Annotated in this window: 21 protein-coding genes and 1 pseudogene; 14 read left to right on the top strand and 8 right to left on the bottom strand. The window is 61.4% G+C overall.

Annotated elements, in window-relative coordinates:
* The first annotated feature begins 228 nt into the window (after positions 1-228).
* Complete coding sequence (gbcB, locus tag KSS97_RS26810; RefSeq protein WP_030139297.1) at positions 229-1,329, top strand: glycine betaine monooxygenase reductase subunit; 1,101 nt, start codon at positions 229-231, stop codon at positions 1,327-1,329.
* A gap of 234 nt (positions 1,330-1,563) precedes the next feature.
* On the opposite strand, the gene KSS97_RS26805 is transcribed toward gbcB, so the two are convergent.
* The gene (locus tag KSS97_RS26805; RefSeq protein WP_217860510.1) at positions 1,564-2,604 is read right to left on the bottom strand and encodes a threonine aldolase family protein; all 1,041 of its coding nucleotides are present in this window, start codon (positions 2,602-2,604) and stop codon (positions 1,564-1,566) included.
* A gap of 195 nt (positions 2,605-2,799) precedes the next feature.
* Here KSS97_RS26805 and KSS97_RS26800 point away from each other — a divergent pair, with 195 nt between their 5' ends.
* The 8 genes from KSS97_RS26800 (at position 2,800) to fdhA (ending at position 12,946) form a co-directional block, all read left to right on the top strand.
* Positions 2,800-3,504, top strand: a complete 705-nt coding sequence (locus KSS97_RS26800; protein WP_217860509.1) for a TraX family protein — start codon at positions 2,800-2,802, stop codon at positions 3,502-3,504.
* Positions 3,505-3,812: 308 nt separating this feature from the next.
* Positions 3,813-5,066, top strand: coding sequence for a serine hydroxymethyltransferase (glyA, locus tag KSS97_RS26795; RefSeq protein ID WP_030139294.1), 1,254 nt, complete (start codon positions 3,813-3,815; stop codon positions 5,064-5,066).
* 22 nt (positions 5,067-5,088) lie between these two features.
* Complete coding sequence (locus KSS97_RS26790; protein ID WP_003206307.1) at positions 5,089-6,339, top strand: sarcosine oxidase subunit beta; 1,251 nt, start codon at positions 5,089-5,091, stop codon at positions 6,337-6,339.
* A 14-nt stretch (positions 6,340-6,353) separates the two neighbouring features.
* Positions 6,354-6,683: a sarcosine oxidase subunit delta gene (locus KSS97_RS26785; protein WP_039590645.1), complete on the top strand. Its 330-nt coding sequence runs from the start codon at positions 6,354-6,356 to the stop codon at positions 6,681-6,683.
* Positions 6,680-9,697, top strand: a complete 3,018-nt coding sequence (locus KSS97_RS26780) for a sarcosine oxidase subunit alpha (protein WP_030139291.1) — start codon at positions 6,680-6,682, stop codon at positions 9,695-9,697. The genes KSS97_RS26785 and KSS97_RS26780 overlap by 4 nt, the downstream gene beginning before the upstream one ends.
* Positions 9,698-9,890: 193 nt before the next feature.
* The gene (locus KSS97_RS26775; protein ID WP_217860508.1) at positions 9,891-10,523 is read left to right on the top strand and encodes a sarcosine oxidase subunit gamma; all 633 of its coding nucleotides are present in this window, start codon (positions 9,891-9,893) and stop codon (positions 10,521-10,523) included.
* A gap of 210 nt (positions 10,524-10,733) precedes the next feature.
* On the top strand, positions 10,734-11,591 hold the full coding sequence (gene purU, locus KSS97_RS26770) for a formyltetrahydrofolate deformylase (protein ID WP_072389895.1): 858 nt from the start codon (positions 10,734-10,736) through the stop codon (positions 11,589-11,591).
* A gap of 155 nt (positions 11,592-11,746) precedes the next feature.
* Positions 11,747-12,946 carry a formaldehyde dehydrogenase, glutathione-independent gene (fdhA, locus tag KSS97_RS26765; RefSeq protein ID WP_003206297.1) on the top strand — a complete coding sequence of 400 codons (1,200 nt, stop codon included), beginning with the start codon at positions 11,747-11,749 and terminating at the stop codon, positions 12,944-12,946.
* Between the two features lie 156 nt (positions 12,947-13,102).
* On the opposite strand, the pseudogene KSS97_RS28860 reads toward fdhA, so the two are convergent.
* From KSS97_RS28860 to KSS97_RS26755, 3 genes and pseudogenes are all read right to left on the bottom strand, one after another.
* Positions 13,103-13,287 (bottom strand): annotated as a pseudogene (locus KSS97_RS28860) (hypothetical protein); the annotation flags it as partial.
* A 97-nt stretch (positions 13,288-13,384) separates the two neighbouring features.
* Complete coding sequence (locus KSS97_RS26760; protein ID WP_202334987.1) at positions 13,385-13,960, bottom strand: hypothetical protein; 576 nt, start codon at positions 13,958-13,960, stop codon at positions 13,385-13,387.
* A gap of 95 nt (positions 13,961-14,055) precedes the next feature.
* A complete protein-coding gene (locus tag KSS97_RS26755) occupies positions 14,056-14,484 on the bottom strand; it encodes a DUF3757 domain-containing protein (protein ID WP_217860507.1) in 429 nt (142 codons plus the stop codon).
* 307 nt (positions 14,485-14,791) lie between these two features.
* Here KSS97_RS26755 and KSS97_RS26750 point away from each other — a divergent pair, with 307 nt between their 5' ends.
* Positions 14,792-15,361: a DUF2780 domain-containing protein gene (locus tag KSS97_RS26750; protein WP_030139286.1), complete on the top strand. Its 570-nt coding sequence runs from the start codon at positions 14,792-14,794 to the stop codon at positions 15,359-15,361.
* On the opposite strand, the gene yihG is transcribed toward KSS97_RS26750, so the two are convergent.
* Positions 15,362-16,249 (bottom strand): 1-acylglycerol-3-phosphate O-acyltransferase, YihG family, encoded by an 888-nt coding sequence (yihG, locus tag KSS97_RS26745; protein WP_217860506.1) that lies wholly within the window; start codon positions 16,247-16,249, stop codon positions 15,362-15,364.
* Between the two features lie 347 nt (positions 16,250-16,596).
* On the opposite strand from yihG, the gene rloA2 reads away from it, so the two are divergent.
* From rloA2 to creD, 4 genes are all read left to right on the top strand, one after another.
* Positions 16,597-17,103, top strand: a complete 507-nt coding sequence (gene rloA2, locus KSS97_RS26740) for a retropepsin-like aspartic peptidase RloA2 (RefSeq protein ID WP_217860505.1) — start codon at positions 16,597-16,599, stop codon at positions 17,101-17,103.
* A 69-nt stretch (positions 17,104-17,172) separates the two neighbouring features.
* On the top strand, positions 17,173-17,853 hold the full coding sequence (gene creB, locus KSS97_RS26735) for a two-component system response regulator CreB (RefSeq protein WP_217860504.1): 681 nt from the start codon (positions 17,173-17,175) through the stop codon (positions 17,851-17,853).
* Positions 17,853-19,271: a two-component system sensor histidine kinase CreC gene (gene creC, locus KSS97_RS26730; RefSeq protein ID WP_217860503.1), complete on the top strand. Its 1,419-nt coding sequence runs from the start codon at positions 17,853-17,855 to the stop codon at positions 19,269-19,271. Before creB ends, creC begins: the two co-directional genes overlap by 1 nt.
* A 232-nt stretch (positions 19,272-19,503) precedes the next feature.
* Positions 19,504-20,877 (top strand): cell envelope integrity protein CreD, encoded by a 1,374-nt coding sequence (creD, locus tag KSS97_RS26725; protein WP_030139281.1) that lies wholly within the window; start codon positions 19,504-19,506, stop codon positions 20,875-20,877.
* A 198-nt stretch (positions 20,878-21,075) separates the two neighbouring features.
* On the opposite strand, the gene KSS97_RS26720 is transcribed toward creD, so the two are convergent.
* The 3 genes from KSS97_RS26720 to KSS97_RS26715 form a co-directional block, all read right to left on the bottom strand.
* Positions 21,076-21,705, bottom strand: coding sequence for a glutathione S-transferase (locus KSS97_RS26720; RefSeq protein ID WP_202334994.1), 630 nt, complete (start codon positions 21,703-21,705; stop codon positions 21,076-21,078).
* 97 nt (positions 21,706-21,802) lie between these two features.
* Entirely contained in the window at positions 21,803-21,982 is a 180-nt protein-coding gene (locus tag KSS97_RS28495) for a hypothetical protein (protein ID WP_225936074.1), read from the bottom strand.
* Complete coding sequence (locus tag KSS97_RS26715) at positions 21,979-23,109, bottom strand: PepSY-associated TM helix domain-containing protein (RefSeq protein ID WP_217860502.1); 1,131 nt, start codon at positions 23,107-23,109, stop codon at positions 21,979-21,981. Before KSS97_RS26715 ends, KSS97_RS28495 begins: the two co-directional genes overlap by 4 nt.
* Between the last annotated feature and the right edge of the window lie 106 nt (positions 23,110-23,215).

Raw genomic sequence — 23,215 nt, 5'->3', positions numbered from 1 at the left:
CTACGCAAGGCAGAAAATATTGTTTGTCTGTTGGGGCGAGTGTGGGGCCGCGCGGGGGCGCAACCTTATCCATGGGCGACATGGCCCAATCTGTTCCCGACGCGCAAGCCCCGGTCGTTGGGGGCTGGTCGCGATAAGTATGTGAATGTCGCAGATAGGTAAATGGTCACTCAGGTGCCTGCGCACAATCGCCCTCATGAAGGCCGACAGTCGGCCGTGGAGATCAGCATGTCCAATAATTTCCTGAACCCGGTCACGACCCAGACCTGGGCCAATGGCCGACATATCGTGCGTTGCGTCAAAGTCATCCAGGAAACCTGGGATGTGCGCACCTTTTGCTTCATGGCCGACCAGCCAATCATGTTCTTTTTCAAGCCGGGGCAGTTCGTCACCCTGGAGCTGGAAATCGAAGGCCAGCCGATCATGCGTTCCTACACGATCTCCAGCTCGCCGTCGGTGCCCTACAGTTTCTCCGTGACGATCAAGCGCGTGCCGGGGGGCAAGGTTTCCAACTGGCTGCACGACACCCTGCACGAGGGCCAGGAACTGGCGGTACATGGGCCGGTGGGGCTGTTCAACGCTATCGATTTCCCGAGCCCGAAAGTGCTTTACCTCAGTGGCGGCGTGGGCATTACGCCGTGCATGTCCATGGCGCGCTGGTTCTACGACACCAACGCCAATGTCGACATGACTTTCATCCACAGCGCCCGCTCGCCCAAGGACATCATCTACCACCGCGAGCTGGAGCACATGGCGTCGCGGATCGACAACTTCAGCTTGCACCTGATCTGCGAAAAGCATGGCCTGGGCGAGCCGTGGGCCGGGTATCGCGGCTACCTGAATCACAAGATGCTGGAACTGATGGTGCCCGACTTCCTCGAGCGCGAGGTGTTCTGCTGCGGCCCGACCCCGTACATGACTGCGGTCAAGCGCCTGCTGGAAGCCGCTGGCTATGACATGAAGCGCTACCACGAGGAGTCCTTCGGCGCGACGCCGCCGGAAGCCCGTGCCGACGCGGTGGAGCAGGCCGAGCAGGCTGCCGACGCGCCAGAAGTCGATGCGGCTGACCTGCACCTGGTGGAGTTCACTTCATCGGGCAAGAGCATTCGCGTGGGGCCGGGAGAAACCGTCCACGCCGCTGCCGCCAAGCTCGGCATGATGATCCCCAAGGCCTGCGGCATGGGCATCTGCGGCACCTGCAAAGTACTGAAGCTGGGCGGGGAAGTGGAGATGGAGCACAACGGCGGCATCACCGAGGACGACGAGGCCGAGGGTTATATCCTGTCGTGCTGCAGCGTGCCGAAGGGGGATGTGCGGATCGATTTCTGATTTGCTCGCTCAGGCAGGTGTAAATCCCTCTGTACCTGGAGGGATTTACTTGTGCCTAGAGGGATTTCCTGTGGCGAGGGGATTTATCCCCGTTGGGCTGCGAAGCAGCCCTAAAACCTGCAATCGCGGTGTTTCAGGCAGACCGAGTTGACTGCTTTGGGGCTGCTTCGCAGCCCAGCGGGGATAAATCCCCTCGCCACGGGTGTCCCGGCCCGGTCTTGAGTGTATTTCTACTTAGCCCGCCATCACTTCCCGAATATCCGCCGCCAATTCCCGCGCCCGCGCTTCCTCGGTATCCCACGAGCACATGAAGCGTGCGCCGCCCTTGCCGATGAAGGTGTAGAAACGCCAGCCCTTGGCCGTCAGTGCGGCGATGGCCGGTTCCGAGAGTTGCAGGAACACGCCGTTGGCCTGGACCGGGAACATCAGTTCCACGCCGTCGATGTCGCTGACCAGTTCTGCCAGCAGTTGCGCGCAGCGGTTGGCGTGGCGGGCGTGCTTGAGCCACGCGTCGTCTTGCAGCAAGCCGACCCACGGTGCGGAGAGAAAGCGCATTTTCGACGCCAACTGCCCGGCCTGTTTGCAGCGATAGTCGAAGTCTTCGGCCAGGTCGTGGTTGAAGAACAGGATGGCTTCACCCACCGCCATGCCATTCTTAGTGCCGCCGAAGCACAGCACGTCGACGCCGGCTTTCCAGGTCAGGTCGGCTGGGGTGCAGCCGAGGAAGGCGCAGGCGTTGGAGAACCGTGCGCCGTCCATGTGCAGGTTCAACCCCAGTTCCTTGCAGGTGGCGCTGATGGCGCGGATTTCATCCGGCGTGTAGACGCTGCCGACTTCCGTGGCCTGGGTCAGGGTCACGACGCGCGGCTTGGGATAGTGGATGTCCTGGCGCTTGAGGGCGACCTCGCGGATCGATTCGGGGGTCAGCTTGCCATTCTCGGTGCGCGCCACCAGCAGCTTGGAACCGTTGGAAAAGAATTCCGGTGCGCCGCATTCGTCGGTTTCGACGTGGGCGGTTTCCGAGCAGATCACGCTGTGATAACTCTGGCACAGCGACGAGAGGGCCAGGGAGTTGGCAGCCGTGCCGTTGAACGCAAAGAACACTTCGCAGTCGGTTTCGAATAGCTCCCGAAAGCCATCTGCCGCGCGGTGGGTCCAATCGTCATCACCGTAGGCACGCTGGTGGCCCTGGTTGGCTTCTTCCATGGCGGCCCAGGCTTCGGGGCAAATACCGGAATAGTTGTCGCTGGCGAATTGTTGGCTCTTGTCGGTCATGGCCTTGCTCCTTGAATAGAGAGTCCTGGGTAAGAGATCCCTGGCGGAATGCCCCGGATGAGGGGTTCCATGGTTCGGCGTGCTTGGGTCCACAACGCCGTGATCGATACTGGTGCGCACTTTACCCAAGATTGGCGGAGGAACATAAGGGATGTTTCTGTCAGAAAAAGACCAAGTAACTGGGCCGATATAAACATGAGACGACGTGATGGTGCCCTGGACTTGCTCAAATGGTTGGCACTGTTGTCGATGATTCTCGATCATCTGCGATATGTCGGTTTTTCCGTCGATTGGCTGTATGTGCCGGGGCGGTTGGCATTTCCGTGGTTTTGCCTGGCGATGGCGGCAAACCTGGCGCGCGGCGGGCCAAGTGCCGGCTCGTGGCGCTACCTGGGCTGGCTGTTGCTGTTCAGTGCCGTCAGCGAAATCCCTTATCGCTTGTTCATTCCCGACCCCACGACGCTGAACGTGATGCCGACGCTGGTTCTCGGGTTGTTGGTGGCACGCTGTTGGCGGACGCCTACCCTCGAGGCGCGCGGCCTGGCCGCAGCGGCGTTACTGCTGGCGGGGCTGTTTTCGTCGCAACTGATGTTCGGCTTCTTCGGTGTGTTGCTGCCGCTGGCGACGCTGTTGGTGTTCAAGCGCTCGCCATTGCTGGCGTTGTTGCCGGGCTTGGTCTGCGTGGCGGCCAATCAATGGCGGGTCTTGTATGGCGCGGCGTGGCTGGGGGATGCGGTGGCGATTTGGGGGCTGGTGGCTTGCCTGATCGCGCCATGGCTGGGGCTGGCGCTTTTGCGACAGGCGGGTCGTGTTCATCCACTGCCGATGCGGCGTTGGGCGTATGCGCTGTATCCCGTGCATTTCTTGGTGCTGCTCGCGGTTCGCCAGATTGCCGCATAGTCCTTGTGGCGAGGGAGCCTGCTCCCGCTGGGCTACGAAGTAGTCCCAAGACCAAACACCTGGGTTTATCAGGTAGATCTGCATGGGCCTTTTTGGGAGGGCTTCGCCCTCCAGCGGGAGCAAGCTCCCTCGCCACAGTGCCGGTGCTCCATTCCATTTGAGCGCATGTCGTAAACGCACCTTTGCGTGGCGTCCATAGGCATTTGACCTGCCTGCGCCGGCCATACCATCGCATCCAAAGGGCACGACCGAAACGGTCCGTGCCTCACCGAGACGAAAGGCGCACCGCCGCCGCTGGGAGAGACGCGATGTTCAGCAAGCAAGACCAAATCCAAGGCTACGATGATGCACTGCTGGCGGCGATGAATGCCGAGGAGCAACGCCAGGAAGATCACATCGAACTGATCGCGTCGGAGAACTACACCAGCAAGCGTGTGATGCAGGCCCAGGGCAGCGGCTTGACCAACAAATACGCCGAAGGCTATCCGGGCAAGCGCTACTACGGTGGCTGCGAGCACGTCGATAAAGTCGAAGCCCTGGCCATCGAGCGCGCCAAGCAATTGTTCGGCGCCGATTACGCCAACGTCCAGCCGCACTCCGGTTCGTCGGCCAACAGCGCCGTCTACCTGGCCTTGCTGCAAGCCGGCGACACCATCCTGGGCATGAGCCTGGCCCACGGCGGTCACCTGACCCACGGTGCCAAAGTGTCGTCCTCGGGCAAGCTCTACAACGCGGTGCAATACGGCATCGACACCACCACCGGCCTGATCGACTACGACGAAGTCGAGCGCCTGGCAGTCGAGTGCAAGCCGAAGATGATCGTTGCCGGTTTCTCCGCCTACTCCAAGACCCTGGATTTCCCACGTTTCCGCCAGATCGCCGACAAGGTCGGTGCGCTGTTGTTCGTCGACATGGCCCACGTGGCTGGCCTGGTTGCCGCCGGCCTGTACCCGAACCCGCTGCCGTACGCCGACGTGGTGACCACCACCACCCACAAGACCCTGCGCGGTCCACGTGGCGGCCTGATCCTGGCCAAGGCCAACGAAGAAATCGAGAAGAAGCTCAACGCCGCGGTATTCCCCGGCGCCCAGGGCGGCCCGCTGATGCACGTGATCGCCGGCAAGGCGGTGTGCTTCAAGGAAGCGGCGGAGCCTGGCTTCAAGGCGTACCAGCAGCAAGTGATCGATAACGCCCAGGCCATGGCTGGCGTGTTCATCAAGCGCGGCTACGATGTAGTGTCCGGCGGCACCGACAACCATCTGTTCCTGGTCAGCCTGATTCGCCAAGGCCTGACCGGCAAGGACGCCGACGCCGCCCTGGGCCGTGCCCACATCACCGTCAACAAGAACGCCGTGCCGAACGACCCGCAATCGCCGTTCGTGACCTCGGGCCTGCGCATCGGCACCCCGGCGGTGACCACGCGTGGTTTCAAGGTTACCCAGTGCGTCACGCTGGCCGGCTGGATCTGCGACATCCTCGACAACCTCGGCGACGCCGATGTCGAGGCCAATGTCGCGCAGCAAGTGGCGGCCCTGTGCGCGGACTTCCCGGTTTATCGCTGAGTCGGTTTTGGAGTAAATGACTATGCAACGCTATTCGGGCTTCGGCCTCTTCAAACACTCACTCAGCCATCATGAAAACTGGCAGCGGATGTGGCGCACGCCGACCCCGAAAAAGGTCTACGACGTGGTCATCGTCGGCGGTGGCGGGCACGGCCTGGCGACCGCCTACTACCTGGCCAAGGAGCACGGCATCACCAACGTGGCCGTGGTCGAGAAGGGCTGGTTGGGCGGCGGTAACACCGCGCGCAACACCACCATCGTGCGCTCCAACTACCTGTGGGATGAATCGGCCCACCTGTACGAACACGCGATGAAACTCTGGGAAGGCCTGTCCCAGGACCTGAACTACAACGTGATGTTCTCCCAGCGTGGCGTCTACAACCTGTGCCACACCCTGCAGGACATCCGTGATTCCGAGCGTCGCGTCAGCGCCAACCGCCTCAACGGCGTGGACGGCGAGCTGCTCAACGCCAAGCAAGTGGCCGACGAGATCCCGTACCTGGATTGCTCGAAAAACACCCGCTACCCGGTGATGGGCGCCACCGTCCAGCGTCGCGGCGGCGTGGCCCGTCACGATGCCGTGGCCTGGGGCTTTGCCCGGGCGGCGGACGCGTTGGGCGTGGACCTGATCCAGCAGACCGAAGTGATCGGTTTCCGCAAGGAAAACGGCGTGTGCATCGGCGTGGAAACCAACAAGGGCTTCATCGGCGCCAAGCGCGTCGGCGTGGTGACCGCCGGTAACTCCGGGCACATGGCCAAGCTCGCGGGCTTCCGCCTGCCGATCGAATCCCACCCGCTGCAGGCGTTGGTGTCCGAGCCGATCAAGCCGATCATCGACAGCGTGATCATGTCCAACGCCGTGCACGGCTACATCAGCCAGTCCGACAAGGGTGACCTGGTGATCGGTGCCGGTATCGACGGCTACAACGGCTACGGCCAGCGGGGTTCGTACCCGGTGATCGAGCACACCATCCAGGCCATCGTCGAGATGTTCCCGGTGTTGTCCCGCGTGCGCATGAACCGCCAATGGGGCGGCATCGTCGACACCACGCCGGACGCCTGCCCGATCATCTCGAAAACTCCGGTGCCGAATATGTTCTTCAACTGCGGTTGGGGCACCGGTGGCTTCAAGGCCACACCTGGCTCGGGCAACGTGTTTGCCGCGAGCCTGGCCAAGGGTGAAATGCACCCATTGGCTGCACCTTTCTCCATCGACCGTTTCCACAACGGTGCGTTGATCGATGAACACGGCGCTGCTGCGGTTGCCCACTAACAGGAGAAATCCCCATGTTGCATATCTTCTGTCCTCACTGCGGCGAACTGCGCTCCGAAGAGGAATTCCATGCATCCGGCCAGGCGCACATCCCGCGTCCACTGGATCCGAACGCCTGCACCGACGAGGAGTGGGGCGACTACATGTTCTTCCGCGACAACCCACGTGGCTTGCACCATGAGCTGTGGGATCATGTCGCCGGTTGCCGCCAGTACTTCAACGCGACCCGTGACACCGTGACTTACGAGATTCTCGAAACCTACAAGATCGGCGAAAAGCCGCAGTTCACCGACAAGGCTGACAGTCCGAAAGCGGCTGCACAGGCTCTGGGAGAGAAGGTATGAGCCAGATCAATCGCCTGTCCAACGGCGGACGGATCGACCGCAACAAAGTGCTGACATTCACCTTCAACGGCCAGACCTACAAAGGCTTCGAAGGTGACTCCCTGGCCGCCGCGCTGCTGGCCAACGGTGTCGACATCATCGGCCGCAGCTTCAAGTATTCCCGTCCGCGCGGCATCTTCGCCGCCGGCGCCGAAGAGCCGAACGCGGTGCTGCAGATCGGTGCCACCGAAGCCACGCAGATTCCCAACGTGCGCGCCACGCAACAGGCGCTGTACCAAGGTTTGGTCGCCACCAGCACCAACGGCTGGCCGAATGTGAACAACGACATGATGGGGATTCTCGGCAAGGTCGGCGGCAAGCTGATGCCACCGGGTTTCTACTACAAAACCTTCATGTACCCGCAATCGTTCTGGATGACCTACGAGAAGTACATCCGCAAGGCCGCAGGCCTGGGCCGCTCGCCGACCGAGAACGATCCGGACACCTACGACTACATGAACCGTCACTGCGACGTGCTGATCGTTGGCGCCGGCCCGTCTGGCCTGGCTGCAGCGTTGGCCGCTGGCCGCAGCGGTGCCCGAGTGATCCTGGCCGATGAGCAGGAAGAGTTCGGCGGCAGCCTGCTCGATTCCCGCGAGAGCCTGGACGGCAAGCCGGCGACCGAGTGGGTCGCGGCCGCAGTGGCTGAGCTGCGCTCGATGCCGGAAGTGGTGCTGTTGCCTCGCGCCACCGTGAACGGTTATCACGACCATAACTTCCTGACCATCCATGAGCGGCTCACTGATCACCTGGGTGACCGCGCACCGATCGGCCAGGTTCGCCAGCGCATCAACCGCGTCCGCGCCAAGCGCGTGGTGCTGGCGACCGGCGCCTGCGAGCGCCCATTGGTCTACGGCAACAACGACGTGCCGGGCAACATGCTGGCTGGCGCGGTTTCTACCTACATCCGCCGCTACGGCGTGGCCCCGGGCAAGAAACTGGTCCTGAGCACCAACAACGACCACGCCTATCGCGTGGCCCTGGACTGGTTCGACGCTGGCCTGCAAGTGGTCGCCGTGGCCGACGCCCGCAGTAACCCACGGGGTGCGCTGGTGGAAGAAGCCCGCGCCAAGGGCATCCGCATCCTCACCGGCAGCGCCGTGATCGAGGCCCGTGGCAGCAAGCGCGTCACCGCGGCGCGTGTGGCCGCGATCGACGTCCGCGCTCACAAAGTCACCAGCCCCGGCGAATGGCTGGACTGCGACCTGGTGGCCAGCTCCGGCGGCTATAGCCCGGTGGTCCATCTGGCTTCACACCTGGGTGGCAAGCCGATCTGGCGTGAAGACATCCTCGGTTTCGTACCGGGCGAAGCCCCGCAAAAGCGTGTCTGCGTCGGCGGTATCAACGGCGTCTATGGTCTCGGCGATAGCTTGGCCGACGGTTTCGAAGGCGGCGTGCGTGCGGCCAGCGAAGCCGGCTTCAAGGCCGTCGAGGGCGTGTTGCCTAAGGCGCTGAGCCGTCACGAAGAACCGACCCTGGCGCTGTTCCAGGTGCCCCACGAAAAAGCCACCGCACGGGCGCCGAAGCAATTCGTCGACCTGCAGAACGACGTCACTGCCGCCGCCATCGAGCTCGCCACCCGTGAAGGCTTCGAGTCGGTGGAGCACGTCAAGCGCTACACCGCACTGGGCTTCGGTACCGACCAGGGCAAGCTGGGCAACGTCAACGGCCTGGCCATCGCGGCCCGCTCGCTGAACGTGAGCATCCCGCAGATGGGCACCACCATGTTCCGTCCGAACTACACGCCGGTGACTTTCGGCGCGGTGGCGGGGCGGCACTGCGGGCACATCTTCGAGCCGGTGCGCTTCACCGCGCTGCATGCCTGGCATGTGAAGAACGGTGCCGAATTCGAAGACGTCGGCCAGTGGAAGCGCCCTTGGTACTTCCCGAAGAACGGCGAAGACCTGCATGCCGCGGTCAAGCGCGAATGCCAGGCCGTGCGTGACAGCGTCGGTCTGCTCGACGCTTCGACCCTGGGCAAGATCGACATCCAGGGCCCGGATGCCCGCGAGTTCCTCAACCGCGTCTACACCAACGCCTGGACCAAGCTCGACGTGGGCAAGGCCCGCTACGGCCTGATGTGCAAGGAAGACGGCATGGTCTTCGACGACGGCGTAACGGCCTGTCTGGCGGACAACCACTTCCTGATGACCACCACCACCGGCGGCGCGGCGCGCGTGCTGCAATGGCTGGAGATCTATCACCAGACCGAATGGCCGGACCTGAAGGTGTACTTCACCTCGGTCACTGACCACTGGGCGACCATGACCCTGTCGGGGCCCAACAGCCGCAAGCTGCTCGGCGACGTTACCGACATCGACCTGGACAAGGACGCCTTCCCGTTCATGACCTGGAAGGAAGGCCTGGTGGGCGGCGTCCCGGCGCGGGTGTTCCGGATCTCGTTCACCGGTGAGCTGTCGTACGAAATCAACGTGCAGGCCGACTACGCCATGGGCGTGCTCGAGCAGATCGTCGAGGCCGGTAAGAAGTACAACCTGACCCCATACGGCACCGAGACCATGCACGTATTGCGGGCCGAAAAAGGCTTCATCATCGTCGGCCAGGACACCGATGGCTCGATGACCCCGGACGACCTGAACATGGGCTGGTGCGTTGGCCGGACCAAGCCGTTTTCGTGGATCGGCTGGCGCGGCATGAACCGGGAAGATTGCGTGCGTGAAGACCGCAAGCAACTGGTGGGCCTCAAGCCGATCGACCCGAATGTCTGGCTGCCGGAAGGCGCGCAGCTGGTGTTCAACCCCAAGCAGGCGATTCCGATGTCGATGGTCGGCCATGTCACCTCCAGCTATGCGCATAACTCCCTGGGTTATTCGTTTGCGATGGGCGTGGTCAAGGGCGGCTTGAAGCGCCTGGGCGAGCGAGTGTTCGCGCCATTGGCCGACGGCAGCGTGATCGAGGCAGAGATTGTTTCTTCGGTGTTCTTCGATCCGAAGGGGGATCGGCAGAACATCTAAGGGACTTTGGTCCTGTGGGTGGGCAGCTTCACCGAGTCGCCTGATTCGCGAGCAAGCCCGCTCCCACAGGATTGAAGTCGCCAAAGGAATTTGAGCCAGGCATCAATCCAATGTGGGAGCGGGCTTGCTCGCGAAGACGGCAGGACAGCCACCACAAAGGCCGGAACTACAGAATTCAAGACAGGTGCTCCATATGACCGCAGTCAACGTGTACCAACAACGCCCAACCACCGGGGCCAAGGCCGAGTCGTCGCTGCACCATGCCGACCTCGCCAGCCTGGTCGGCAAGGGCCGCAAGAACGCCGGCGTGACCGTGCGCGAGAAAAAACTCCTCGGCCACCTGACCCTTCGTGGTGATGGCCACGACCCGGCGTTCGCCGCCGGCGTACACAAGGCCCTGGGCCTGGAATTGCCGGGCGCCCTGAGCGTCATCATCAAGGGCGAGACCAGTCTGCAATGGCTCGGCCCGGATGAATGGCTGCTGGTGGTGCCCACCGGCGAAGAGTTCGCCGCCGAGCAGAAGCTGCGCGAAGCCCTGGGCGACCTGCACATCCAGATCGTCAACGTCAGCGGCGGCCAGCAGATCCTCGAACTGTCCGGCCCGAACGTACGCGACGTGCTGATGAAATCCACCAGCTACGATGTACACCCAAGCAACTTTCCGGTGGGCAAGGCGGTGGGCACGGTGTTCGCCAAGTCGCAGCTGGTGATCCGCCACACGGCAGAGGACACCTGGGAACTGGTGATCCGCCGCAGCTTCTCCGATTACTGGTGGCTGTGGTTGCAGGATGCGGCGGCTGAGTATGGGTTGAGCGTGCAGGCCTGATACACCAGAGGCTAAAGCTGAGCACTGTTGTGGCGAGGGGATTTATCCCCGCTGGGGTGCGGAGCGCCCCCAGTTTTGCCACCTCGGTGTGCCAGGTCATGTGCATCTAGATTTTTGGGGCTGCTTCGCAGCCCAGCGGGGATGAATCCCCTCGCCACAGGGTTCTGTGCTTAGCGGGGGATTTGTCCATAACAAACAGGAGTCACCGCAATGAGCCGCGCCCCGGATACATGGATTCTCACCGCCGACTGCCCCAGCGTGCTCGGCACGGTGGATGCGGTGACCCGCTTTCTGTTCGAGCAGGGCTGCTACGTCACCGAGCATCATTCCTTCGACGACCGGCTCTCGGCGCGCTTTTTCATTCGCGTGGAGTTTCGCCAGCCTGATGGTTTCGATGAGCAGAGCTTTCGCGCCGGCCTGGCCGAGCGTGCGCAAGCCTTCGGGATGGTCTTCGAACTGACGCCGCCGAACTACCGGCCCAAAGTGGTGATCATGGTCTCCAAGGCCGATCACTGCCTCAACGATTTGCTCTACCGCCAGCGCATCGGCCAGTTATCCATGGACGTGGTGGCCGTAGTCTCCAACCACCCGGACCTCAAGCCGCTGGCCGACTGGCACCAGATTCCCTACTACCATTTCCCCCTGGACCCGAACGACAAGCCGGCCCAGGAGCGGCAGGTGTGGCAGGTGATCGAAGACACCGGTGCCGAACTGGTGATCCTTGCCCGCTACATGCAAGTGCTGTCTCCGGAGTTGTGCCGCAAGCTCGATGGCAAGGCGATCAACATCCATCACTCGCTGCTGCCGGGCTTCAAGGGCGCCAAGCCGTATCACCAGGCCTACAACAAAGGCGTGAAGCTGGTGGGCGCCACGGCGCACTACATCAACAACGACCTGGACGAAGGCCCGATCATCGCCCAGGGCGTGGAGGTGGTGGACCACAGCCACTATCCCGAAGACCTGATCGCCAAGGGCCGGGACATCGAAGGGCTGACCTTGGCCCGGGCGGTGGGGTATCACATTGAGCGGCGAGTATTTCTGAACGCCAATCGTACCGTGGTGCTTTAGCCACAAGCTTCAAGCTTCAAGCCGCAAGAAAAGGCGGTATGCGTGCTTCTTGCGGCTTGTAGCTTGCCGCTTGAAGCTCAGGCATCAACCCGAGCAATCAACGCGCTGCCTGCCTGGGCAACGCAGTTCCACAAAAACAACAGCGAGGTGAAAGCATGTCTGGTAATCGTGGTGTCGTGTATCTCGGCAACGGCAAGGTCGAAGTACAGAAAATCGACTATCCAAAAATGCAGGACCCGCGCGGCAGGAAGATTGAGCACGGTGTCATCCTGCGCGTGGTCTCCACCAACATCTGCGGCTCCGACCAGCACATGGTGCGCGGCCGTACCACTGCCCAGACCGGTCTGGTCCTGGGTCACGAAATCACCGGTGAAGTGATCGAAAAGGGCAGCGACGTCGAGAACCTGAAAATCGGTGATCTGGTGTCGGTGCCGTTCAACGTGGCTTGCGGGCGCTGCCGTTCCTGCAAAGAGCAACACACGGGCGTGTGCCTGACCGTCAACCCGGCCCGTGCCGGCGGTGCCTATGGTTACGTGGACATGGGCGACTGGACCGGCGGCCAGGCCGAATACGTGCTGGTGCCGTACGCCGACTTCAACCTGCTGAAACTGCCGGACCGCGACAAGGCCATGGAGAAAATCCGTGACCTGACCTGCCTGTCCGACATCCTGCCGACCGGCTACCATGGCGCCGTCACTGCCGGCGTTGGCCCTGGCAGCACCGTCTACATCGCCGGTGCCGGCCCGGTTGGCCTGGCCGCTGCTGCTTCCGCTCGCCTGTTGGGCGCGGCCGTGGTCATCATCGGCGACGTCAACCCGGTTCGCCTGGCCCACGCCAAGGCCCAGGGTTTTGAAATTGCCGACTTGTCCCAGGACACCCCGCTGCACGAACAGATCGCCGCGCTGTTGGGCGAGCCTGAGGTCGATTGCGCGGTCGACGCGGTTGGCTTCGAAGCCCGTGGCCACGGCCATGACGGCGTCAAGCACGAAGCCCCGGCCACCGTGCTCAACTCGCTGATGGGCGTGGTCCGCGTGGCCGGCAAGATCGGCATCCCCGGCCTCTACGTCACCGAAGACCCGGGCGCGGTCGATGCAGCGGCGAAGATGGGCAGCCTGAGCATCCGCTTCGGTCTTGGCTGGGCCAAATCCCACAGCTTCCACACCGGCCAGACCCCGGTAATGAAGTACAACCGCCAACTGATGCAGGCGATCATGTGGGACCGCATCAACATCGCCGAAATCGTTGGTGTGCAGGTCATCAGCCTGGACGACGCGCCGAAAGGCTACGGCGAGTTCGATGCGGGCGTGCCGAAGAAGTTTGTGATCGATCCGCACAAGTTGTTCAGCGCGGCGTAAGGCTGTAGGCAAGACGGAAAAAGGGCGACAGTGATGTCGCCCTTTTTATTTTGTGCTTTCTCTCAGTTCCAAGTTCGCGAATGACCTCGTGCAGGCTCGTATGCCGAAGGGTGTGGCAGGAAAAGTCTTCAAGAAATAACGGCTTGCCCTTGCTAATCAGATAACTGCCGTAGCGGTCATGGCTTGCGCCTGTAGCCTGCGTCCGATTACATCCAGTAAGTCGCATCCGTCGCGCAGCGGAATGGATAACAACAAGGCGAAATCGTGGAGCACGACCGCGTCCGAGCTAAGCTCTTCGCGAAATGCGATGTTTTCCCGCAGTGGGTCACGGCGCGAATACGGTTCCGATGCAGTCGTGGCGAGGGAGCTTGCTCCCGCTGGGGTGCGAAGCGGCCCTCGCTTTTCAAAACGGGAGGGCGAGCTTTGCACTCGCCACGGTCATTCAGGGGCCTTCGGTGGCAGGACCCGCTCGCAGAACTCAGGATAAAATCCACGGGCGCTAGGGCCACGGCAATAATCCTGGGCCTGGGTCAAGGCCTCGCGGCTGAACACCATGCTTCGCGGCATGCTGGCGAACGTCACGTAGCCGCCCTGTCGCGTCTTGATGGCGTCGAACCCCGGCATGTCGTAGACCAGTTCCACGTCATCATCGACAAGCATCCGTGCCTTGATCGTGACCTGCGTGTATTGCTTGCCGCCGGGGGCGCCATTGAGTGCGGCCAGGCCATGGCCAACCACACGCAGCATGTGATCGACCCAAGGTTCTGACGCCTGCGTCGCAGCGTCTGGACGGTAGAGCACGATCAGGGCTTGCTGGTCGCGTATGACTTCGGTCAGGGCCGGGTCCGAGCGCTTGATGCGATGTTCAACAGTCAGCCAGGACTTCTGTTCCTCACTGGTGTCGTCGGCAATATCCGGGTTGAGGGGGCCGCGTTGGCATTCGTTGACACCCAGGACGATGAGCATGCCTGTCAGGATAACGGCGAGTGTCGCACCGCCAATTTGTACGTTCATAGGCGAACTCTGGGAGAAGAAACCGCACTTTACGGGAACTGCGCCGGGAAGGGCAGGCCGAAAGCTGAAGCAGGTGGACCATAACCCAATCAACCCTAATCAAAGTTGGCTAGAAAATAATCGGCGGTTATCAATTGGCACTGGTTGACGTCCTGGTTGTTGCAGGTGTTATCCAGCCACGCAGAATAGGCCGGTTCTTGAACGCTCGAATATTCAAGTATCAAGTTTATTTCGCCGTATCTGCATGTGACGGTCGTATGCGTGGGAAGTCCCTCGCCATTATTTTCAACATGCAATGCATAATCAGCACCCTTGAATGACAGCGATTGTGGGTTAACTGCATCCACAACGGATTGGCTCTGCCACTCGAACGCATTTTGTTCGTCGACAAAATAGATGTCTTCTACCGCTTCGATGTTTCGATGTATGTTCGCGGCGGAAGGACAGGTTATTTCACTCGCATGAACCTGGCCCATAGTCAACGATAATAGTGCGGTGCTGCCGGTCCATAAGATTTTTAACATCACGCGCCTCCTGGCTCGGTCCGTAGCCATTATTGTGGCTATTTCCGGGGCGGGCTACTGTCAGAGTTGACAGGTCGTCATGTCAATTTTGAATTATGTATGAATATTTAACAGCTAATTGCTCAGGTTATGAGTTGTTTAAGTTAAAAGCTAAAACTTTCCGAATTGTCTGTAGGAAGTTTCTGAAGATGCTGTTGAAGCTTATTAAGTTGATGATGGAACAATTCCCCGATGCCCCAGTCCAAGCCCTCGGTTTTCGCGCCGCTTCCTACGAAGCGGCTTTTTAATGGCAAGAGGGTATGTCCGGATGAAGGTTTCACGTGGTTTTGCACTGTCTTGCCTGCTGTCGTTGGCGGCCAGCCCGGTCTTTGCGCAGTTCAGCCTTGGTGATGCGGCCAATATGATCACGGCCATCCAGGGCGACGAGCAGGAGGGCGCCGTGGCCGCTGCGCCGAAAGCGGCCGGGCTGCTCAATTCGCTGGGCTCGGAACTCGATATAACCCCCGAGCAGGCCATCGGTGGAGCAGGGGCAATGCTGGGTTTGGCGAAGAACCGCCTCAGCGAACCGCAGTTCTCCGAGTTAAGCAAAAGCGTGCCGGGGCTGGACCAGATCGCCGGCAACAGCGCTATCGGCGGGCTCAACGGCTTGGGTGGCTTACTGGGCGGCGGGTCGGAAAAGAACGCCTTGCTCGACGGCCTGCTGGGGAACGTCAAGGACACCAACGACCTGAACAATGCCTTCGGCGCCCTGGGCATGGACAGTGGCATGATTGGTCAATTCGCCCCGATTATCCTGCAATACCTCGGTCAACAAGGCGTAGCCAGTTCGTTGTTGCAGAACCTGGGCGGCATCTGGGGGAACGGCGCCGGTCTCTGATCATTCGGGCTCGTTGCGCAACGTGGCGATGCGTTGGTCTTTCTCGGCCCAGAGCTGGTTGACCCAATCCTGGACGTGCTGGCGAAACACCGGGTCGTTTTCGTAGTCGCCTTGCCATAGTGTGGGGTCCAGCTCGCGAGTCTTGATGTCGATGATCACTCTGGGCACGGCGCCGCTGATCAAATCCCAGAAGCCGGGGATTCGTTCCTGCGGATACACCACCGTCACATCGAGCACCGCGTCCAGTTGCTCGCCCATTGCCGCGAGCACGAACGCCACGCCGCCGGCCTTGGGCTTGAGCAGGTGGGTGAAGGGCGATTGCTGCGCCTGGCTCTTGGCTGCCGTGAAGCGTGTGCCTTCGAGGTAGTTCACCACGGTGACCGGCTGGCGCTTGAACAACTCGCAGGCGGCCTTGGTGATTTCCAGGTCGCGGCCAGCCAGTTCCGGGTTCTTCGCCAGGAAGGCCTTGGTGTAGCGCTTCATGAAGGGGTAATCCAACGCCCACCAGGCCAACCCAAGAAAGGGCACCCAGATCAGTTCTTTCTTGAGGAAGAACTTGAAGAACGGCGTGCGCCGGTTGAGGGTCTGGACAAGGGCGGGAATGTCGACCCAGGATTGGTGATTGCTGATCACCAGGTACGAGGTGTCGCCGCGCAGCCCTTCGCCACCGCGAATGTCCCAGCGAGTGGGGATGCACAGGGCGAAGATCAGCTTGTCGATTTCAGCCCAGGTCTCGGCGATCCACATCACCGCCCACGAGGCGTAGTCGCGAAAGCGCCCGGGCAGGATCAGCTTGAGCAGTGCGAACACCATGAGCGGCCCGAACAGCACCAGGGTATTGAGCAACAGCAACAGGGTGACGAGACAGCCGGTGAGCAGGCGGCGCATAGACGACTCTTGAAAGCGGGTGGGCGGGCCATGATAAGCAAGCTTCGGGTGGTAGGCCAAATTGCGATGGACGAATGTTTCACCTTTTGGCCGGTATGCTGGGTGTGCTCTGTGGCGAGGGGATTTATCCCCGTTGGGGTGCGAAGCGCCCCCGAAACCTGATATTCGGTATGCCAGACTGATTGAGCTGACTGCTCTGGGGCTGCTTCACACCCCAGCGGGGATAAATCCCCTCGCCACAGAAGTAGTGCTTGGCTGGAGTTTCTCCTAGCCATTGCTACCGAAGTCAACCGAACGAATTCATCAGCCACGGTCTAAAAAACCACCCACACAGGAAGCCCTATTGCATGAAATCCCTTCTAGCCCTGCTTTCCCTGGTGGCCCTTCCTGCATTGGCCGCCGAACCCACGCTGTACGGGCGCTATGAATACATCGCGCTGCCGGAAATGGGCGGCGAAGTACTCAAGGCAAAGATGGATACCGGTGCGCTGACTGCCTCGCTGTCGGCCAAGGACATCGAGACGTTCACCCGTGACGGCGATGATTGGGTACGGTTCCGCCTGGCGACCAAAGGCGCGAGCAACAAGATCTATGAGCACAAGATCGCCCGGATCAGCAAAATCAAGACCCGGTCCGAAGAGGACGAGGACGACGATGAAAAGATCGCACCCACCAAGCGTCCTGTGGTTGACCTGGAATTGTGCCTGGGCAACGTCAAGCGCACCGTCGAGGTCAACCTGACCGACCGCAGCAGTTTCAATTACCCATTGTTGATCGGCGCCAAGGCCCTTCGCGAGTTCGGCGCAGCGGTCAACCCGGCGCGGCGGTTTACCGCGGATAAACCGGCCTGTTGATTTCCCCGATTGACGTGCCCCGAGGCTTGGGGCACCGTTCCGGCAACTTTCCTGTCGGGCTCGGACGCCATGCCGCATATTCTGATTGTCGAAGACGAAGCCGCCATCGCCGATACGCTGGTGTTCGCCCTGCAGGGCGAGGGCTTTGACACCACTTGGTTGAGCCTTGGCGCCGCCGCCCTCGAGCACCAGAAGCACACCCCGGCGGACCTGATCATCCTCGATGTGGGCCTGCCGGATATCAGTGGATTCGAGACGTGTAAGCATCTCAGGCGTTTCAGCGACGTTCCGGTCATCTTTCTTACCGCTCGGGATGGTGAGATCGATCGGGTCGTGGGTCTGGAAATCGGTGCCGACGACTATGTGGTCAAGCCTTTCAGCCCTCGGGAAGTGGCCGCCAGGGTCCGCGCGATTCTCAAGCGAGTGGCGCCGCGACCGGTCGTCGAGACGGGAGCCGCGTTGTTCCAGGTCGATCATGATCGCGTGCAGATCAGCTATCGCGGCAAACCGTTGAACCTGACTCGCCACGAATTTCGCCTGTTGCATTGCCTGCTGGAGCAGCCCGAGCGGGTGTTCAGCCGCGAACAGCTGCTGGATGCACTTGGCGTGGCCAGCGACGCCGGCTACGAGCGCAGTATCGACAGCCACATCAAGAGCCTGCGCGCCAAGTTGCGCCTGGTCAGGGCCGAGGCCGAGCCGATCCAGACCCACCGGGGCCTTGGCTACAGCTACAGCCCGGGGCACAGTTGATGTCCCTGGGAATCCGTATTTTCCTGGTCTACGTGCTGTTTATCGGCTTGACCGGCTATTTCGTGCTCAACACGGTGATGGAAGAAATCCGCCCTGGCGTGCGCCAGTCCACCGAAGAAACCTTGGTGGACACGGCCAACTTGATGGCCGAAATCCTGCGGGACGATTTCAAGGCCGGGACGCTCGGCCAGAATCGCTGGCCTCAATTGCTCAAATCCTACGGAGATCGGCAGCCGGCGGCGACGATCTGGGGCCTGCCGAAAAACCAGGTCAGCCATCGTATCTACGTCACCGATGCCAAGGGGATCGTGGTGCTGGACTCTAGCGGCGTGGCGGTGGGCCAGGATTATTCGCGCTGGAACGACGTCTACCTGACCCTGCGCGGCCACTACGGCGCCCGCTCGACCCGCAGCGATCCGGATGACCCGGCGTCTTCGGTGATGCACGTCGGGGCGCCGATCCGTGACAACGGCCAGATCATCGGCGTGGTCACAGTCGCCAAGCCCAATAGTTCGCTGCAGCCTTATATCGACCGTACGGAGCGGCGGCTGCTGATCTACGGCGCCGGGTTAGTCGTGCTGGGCCTGTTGCTGGGCGCCCTGTTGTCGTGGTGGCTCAGCGCGGCGTTACGCCGCTTGACGGTATATGCCCAGGCGGTCAGCCAGGGCCGTCGGGTTGAGGTGCCGCATTATCGGGGGGGGGAATTCGAACAACTGGCCGGCGCTGTCGAGCACATGCGCACGCAACTCGAAGGCAAGGCGTACGTCGAGCGATACGTCCATACGCTGACCCACGAACTCAAGAGCCCGCTGGCTGCGATCCGTGGCGCCGCCGAGCTGCTGCAGAGCGACATGCCCGCTGCCCAGCGACAACGGTTCGTCAGCAACATCGACAGTGAAAGCGTGCGCATGCAGCAACTGATCGAACGCTTGCTCAACCTGGCCCAGGTCGAGCAGCGCCAGGGGCTGGAAGAAGAAGTCCCGGTGCCGCTGGCGGCGTTGATGGATGAATTGTTGGAAGCGCGTGGTGGCTGGATCGAAAGTCGCCAGTTGAGGATCGAGCAGCAAATCGCCGCCGATCTGGCGCTGACCGGAGAGCCGTTCCTGTTGCGCCAGGCCTTGGGCAACCTGTTGGAAAATGCCCTGGATTTCACGCCTGCCAACGGGCTGCTGCGGGTCAGCGCCGAGCGCACCGGCAACCGCGTCGAATTGCACCTGTTCAACCAGGCCGAGCCGATTCCCGACTATGCCTTGCCACGCCTGAGCGAGCGCTTTTACTCTTTGCCTCGCCCGGGTACCGGCCGCAAGAGCACAGGCCTTGGGCTGAATTTCGTCGAGGAAGTGGTGCAGTTGCATGGTGGTGAGTTCAGTATCGGCAATGTCGAGGGCGGGGTGGAAGTGGTGCTGCGGTTGCCCTGAAACCCTGTTCTAGGAAATGAAATACAGTTGTGGCGAGGGAGCTTGCTCCCGCTGGGCTGCGTAGCGGCCCCGTTTGCGACTGCTTCGCAGCCGAGCGGGAGCAAGCTCCCTCGCCACAGGTTTCTCTTTGGGTCGGATAACTTCTACTCTCCACACAATCTCCACATTCGCCCCATAAACCCCCCACACTGCCGCGCCAGACTCTCCCCCATTCGAACAGGGAGAGCCTCACATGAACCGCAGTCTCGCTATAAAACTGGGCATGATCGCCCTCTTGATTCTCTTGCTGATGATCCCGCTGTTGATGATCAACGGCCTTATCGACGAGCGCCAGGAATTGCGCGATGGGGTGTTGCAGGACATCGCCCGCAGTTCCAGCTACAGCCAGCAATTGGTCGGGCCGATGATCGTGGTGCCGTATCGCAGGGATGTAAAAGTCTGGAACACCAACGAAAAGACCGGCGTGCGTTTCCTGGAAACCGTCCAACGAAGTGGCGAGTTGTACTTCTTGCCGGAGCAATTCGAACTCGACGGTCAGATCCGCACCGAAACCCGCGCCCGGGGCATCTACGAGGCGCGTCTGTTTCATGCCGACAACCGGATCGATGGCCGCTTCAAGGTGCCGGAGCACTATGGTGTCGCCCCCAAGGATTTCGCCGACTACCGCTTCGATGAACCGTACCTGAGCGTTGGCATCAGCGACATTCGCGGTATCGAAAATGCGCTGACCCTCACGCTGAACCAGAAGACCGTTGATTTCCTGCCTGGCTCGCGCCTCAGCTGGTTGGGGCAGGGTGTGCACGTGCCGTTGCCGATGATCACTGCCCAGGGCAGCCCCGAGCTGACTTTCGGCTTCGACCTGCGCTTGCAAGGCACTGGCGACCTACAGATTCTTCCGGTGGGCAAGACCACCAAAGTGCACCTGTCCGCCGACTGGCCGCACCCCAGCTTCATCGGCAACTACTTGCCGGTCAATCGCGAGATCAACGAGCAGGGTTTCAATGCCGATTGGCAGACGTCGTTTTTCTCCACCAACCTCCTGGAGACGCTTCAAGCCTGCGTGCCCACCGATGGCTGTGAAGCGTTCCGCAGTCGTGCGTTCGGTGTGAGTTTCGTCGATCCGGTGGACCAGTACCTCAAGAGCGATCGAGCGATCAAATATGCGCTGCTGTTCATCGCGCTGACCTTCGCCGGGTTCTTTCTCTTCGAAGTGCTCAAGAGCCTGGCAGTGCACCCGGTCCAATATGCGTTGGTGGGCGTGGCCCTGGCATTCTTCTATCTGTTGCTGCTGTCGCTGTCGGAACACATCGGCTTCACCTTGGCGTACCTGGTGTCGGCCAGTGCCTGCGTGGTTTTGATCGGATTCTACGTCTGCCATGTGCTGCGTAGCGTGGGCCACGGCCTGGGCTTTTCCGCGGGGTTGGCGGGGCTGTATGGCTTGCTCTACGGCCTGTTGAGCGCTGAAGACTACGCGTTGCTGATGGGCTCGCTGTTGCTGTTCGGTCTGCTGGGCGTGTTCATGGTGCTGACCCGCAAGCTGGACTGGTACGGCGTGGGCGCGAAACCTGCGGCGGCGATGAGCTTCGATCTGGGAGAGGTGAAATGAGCCGGTCGTTGGGGCTGCGTGAGGATCAGCGAGAGGGAGAAAAGTTGGTGATGCTGATTGCTGGGTTGTTTCCTCTGGATCCGGTGCGCTGCCATCGCGAGCAAGCTCGCTCCCACAGGGGATCCCGGTGGTCAAAACAAAGCAACCCAATGTGGGAGCGAGCTTGCTCGCGATGAGGCCGGATCAGTCAATGCAAAACTAAACCCTGGGCACCGTCTCGGCCATTGAAGGCCGCAGGCTCACCTCGGCAAACCACGCCGCCAACTGCGGATTGGCCTTGCGCCATTCCAGGTCCGGGTGGCGCAGGTCCAGGTAACCCAGGGCACAGGCGACGCTGATGGCGGCGATGTCGAAATGGCTCGCCAGTTCGGCAATCGCCTCGGCTTCGAGCATGCCCACGGCGCGGCGAATCTTGTCCCGTTGCGCATCGAGCCATTCGTCCCAGTGTTTTTCCGCAGGGCGCAGCGCGGTCTCATAACGGATCATCACCGCCGCGTCCATGATCCCATCGGCCATTGAGGCCAGGGTCAGGCGCCGCCAGCGTGCCGCGCCATCCCGAGGGATCAGCGGGTTGCCGACGTGCTGGTGGTCGAGGTAATCGAGGATGACGCGGCTGTCATGGATTACCGTTCCATTGGCCAGGCGCAGGGCCGGGATCTTGCTCAACGGGTTTTCGTCGATCAACGCGCGGTCCGGCTTGACCGGCGTGAGTTGGCTCAGTTGCAACGCCACGCGGTCTTGCTGGCCGGTTTCGTGCAGCAGCACCAGGACCTTGCGGACGAAGGGCGAAGCAGGGTTGTGAAACAGCGTCATGCTGGGGGTGGACATGTGGGGCATCCTCGATTAACGGGCTGGGCCTAGACTAGTCAGTTACGGAACGGCTGGCGAGTGCTCGGTTGAGTGGTGAACCCTAGTGTGGCTGGGGCTATCCGCGCTTGATCAAGCCCCAAGTCCCCAGCACCGTAGGGACTCCCAATCCAACCCAACTCACGGCATCCCACGCGCCATCGCCCAACAACGCCGAAAACAGCCCCGCCGCGCTCAATGCGCCAATGACCACGGGAATACCAAACACCTTCCAGAAATTCGACTGTCGAGGCCTCACGGAGCGACCTCCGCGCCGACGGTTGCGCGCTTGGCGGCCTTGCGCCGAACGACCCACAGATAAACGCCACTGCCCAGGACGATGATGGTCAGGATGTCCAGGGTCGCCCAGAAGATCTGCATCGGCCGGCCACCGTAGTCGCCGAAATGCAAGGGCAGGGACAGGCTCATCATGTCCATGTACCACGGCCGTTCGGCCACGGCGGTGACGTTCAGGGTGCTGGCGTCGATCAGCACTGGCGTCAGCAAATGGGAGGTCAGGTGGGTACTGCCTTTCATGAACACGCTGTAATGGTGTTCGCTGGAAAACAGCGTGCCGGGGAACGCGATGAAGCTCGGCTCCATGCCTGGCGCGACGTCCTTGGCGATGTCCAGCAAGCGGGTGGCCGGCGCCAGTTCGGTCAATGGCGGGGCGTTGCGATAGGGCTCGACCATGGCGCTGAGACTGTCATTACGCCACGCGGCGATGATCAAGTCTGCGCAAGCGGCGATCACACCGGTAACGCCAACGGTCAGCGCCCACACCAGCGTGACGACGCCGATCAGGTTGTGCAGGTCGAGCCAGCGCAGGCGCGTGGATTTGTCCTGGCGCACCGTGGCGAATTTCAAGCGGCGCATGAATGGTAAATACAGCACCACGCCGGAGACGATGGCGATCACGAACAGCAAACCCATGAACGCCAGTAGCAACTTGCCCGGCAAGCCAGCGAACATGTCTACGTGCAGGCGCAGCATGACCATCATGAAGCCGCCGTTGGCCGAAGGCATTTCGAGGGCTTCGCCGGTGCGCGCATCGAGCATGAACGTGTGGGATGAGTTGGGTTCGGTGCCCGGCGTCGGCGCCATGATGGTGATGATGCCGTTGGGGTCGTCCTCGTCCCAGCCAAAATACTGGACCACCTCGCCCGGGCGATGGGCCTTGGCTTTTTCCACCAGTTGTTGCAGGTCCAGCGGCGGCGTGCCGGCCGGCATTTCCCGAAGTTCCGGGGCGTCGCCCAGCAGATGCTCGATTTCGTGATGGAAAATCAGCGGCAAGCCGGTGATCGCCAGCATCAGCAGGAACACCGTGCAGATCAGGCTGGTCCAGGTGTGGACGAAGGACCAGCGGCGGATGGTTTTGCTTTTCATGATCGGTCCGAATGCATAAAGGGTGACGATGCTTGGAGTCATTCAGTCAGCAGTGAAACCTGTGGGAGCGAGCCTGCTCGCGAAAGCTGTGTTCCAGTCAACATCA

This window comes from Pseudomonas alvandae (genome assembly GCF_019141525.1).
GTDB lineage: Bacteria > Pseudomonadota > Gammaproteobacteria > Pseudomonadales > Pseudomonadaceae > Aquipseudomonas > Aquipseudomonas alvandae.
This window is presented reverse-complemented; position numbering and strand designations above follow the sequence as displayed.

What these genes read in the sequence shown, in the direction of transcription:
- KSS97_RS26720 (WP_202334994.1), bottom strand. Translation starts at nt 21,705, where the DNA reads ATGTCCACCCCCAGCATGACGCTGTTTCACAACCCTGCTTCGCCCTTC.
- KSS97_RS26780 (WP_030139291.1), top strand. Translation starts at nt 6,680, where the DNA reads ATGAGCCAGATCAATCGCCTGTCCAACGGCGGACGGATCGACCGCAAC.
- KSS97_RS26775 (WP_217860508.1), top strand. Translation starts at nt 9,891, where the DNA reads ATGACCGCAGTCAACGTGTACCAACAACGCCCAACCACCGGGGCCAAG.
- purU (WP_072389895.1), top strand. Translation starts at nt 10,734, where the DNA reads ATGAGCCGCGCCCCGGATACATGGATTCTCACCGCCGACTGCCCCAGC.
- KSS97_RS26805 (WP_217860510.1), bottom strand. Translation starts at nt 2,604, where the DNA reads ATGACCGACAAGAGCCAACAATTCGCCAGCGACAACTATTCCGGTATT.
- fdhA (WP_003206297.1), top strand. Translation starts at nt 11,747, where the DNA reads ATGTCTGGTAATCGTGGTGTCGTGTATCTCGGCAACGGCAAGGTCGAA.
- creC (WP_217860503.1), top strand. Translation starts at nt 17,853, where the DNA reads ATGTCCCTGGGAATCCGTATTTTCCTGGTCTACGTGCTGTTTATCGGC.
- gbcB (WP_030139297.1), top strand. Translation starts at nt 229, where the DNA reads ATGTCCAATAATTTCCTGAACCCGGTCACGACCCAGACCTGGGCCAAT.
- KSS97_RS26785 (WP_039590645.1), top strand. Translation starts at nt 6,354, where the DNA reads ATGTTGCATATCTTCTGTCCTCACTGCGGCGAACTGCGCTCCGAAGAG.
- glyA (WP_030139294.1), top strand. Translation starts at nt 3,813, where the DNA reads ATGTTCAGCAAGCAAGACCAAATCCAAGGCTACGATGATGCACTGCTG.
- rloA2 (WP_217860505.1), top strand. Translation starts at nt 16,597, where the DNA reads ATGAAATCCCTTCTAGCCCTGCTTTCCCTGGTGGCCCTTCCTGCATTG.
- KSS97_RS26800 (WP_217860509.1), top strand. Translation starts at nt 2,800, where the DNA reads ATGAGACGACGTGATGGTGCCCTGGACTTGCTCAAATGGTTGGCACTG.
- KSS97_RS26715 (WP_217860502.1), bottom strand. Translation starts at nt 23,109, where the DNA reads ATGAAAAGCAAAACCATCCGCCGCTGGTCCTTCGTCCACACCTGGACC.
- KSS97_RS26760 (WP_202334987.1), bottom strand. Translation starts at nt 13,960, where the DNA reads ATGAACGTACAAATTGGCGGTGCGACACTCGCCGTTATCCTGACAGGC.
- KSS97_RS26790 (WP_003206307.1), top strand. Translation starts at nt 5,089, where the DNA reads ATGCAACGCTATTCGGGCTTCGGCCTCTTCAAACACTCACTCAGCCAT.
- creD (WP_030139281.1), top strand. Translation starts at nt 19,504, where the DNA reads ATGAACCGCAGTCTCGCTATAAAACTGGGCATGATCGCCCTCTTGATT.
- KSS97_RS26755 (WP_217860507.1), bottom strand. Translation starts at nt 14,484, where the DNA reads ATGTTAAAAATCTTATGGACCGGCAGCACCGCACTATTATCGTTGACT.
- creB (WP_217860504.1), top strand. Translation starts at nt 17,173, where the DNA reads ATGCCGCATATTCTGATTGTCGAAGACGAAGCCGCCATCGCCGATACG.
- KSS97_RS26750 (WP_030139286.1), top strand. Translation starts at nt 14,792, where the DNA reads ATGAAGGTTTCACGTGGTTTTGCACTGTCTTGCCTGCTGTCGTTGGCG.
- yihG (WP_217860506.1), bottom strand. Translation starts at nt 16,249, where the DNA reads ATGCGCCGCCTGCTCACCGGCTGTCTCGTCACCCTGTTGCTGTTGCTC.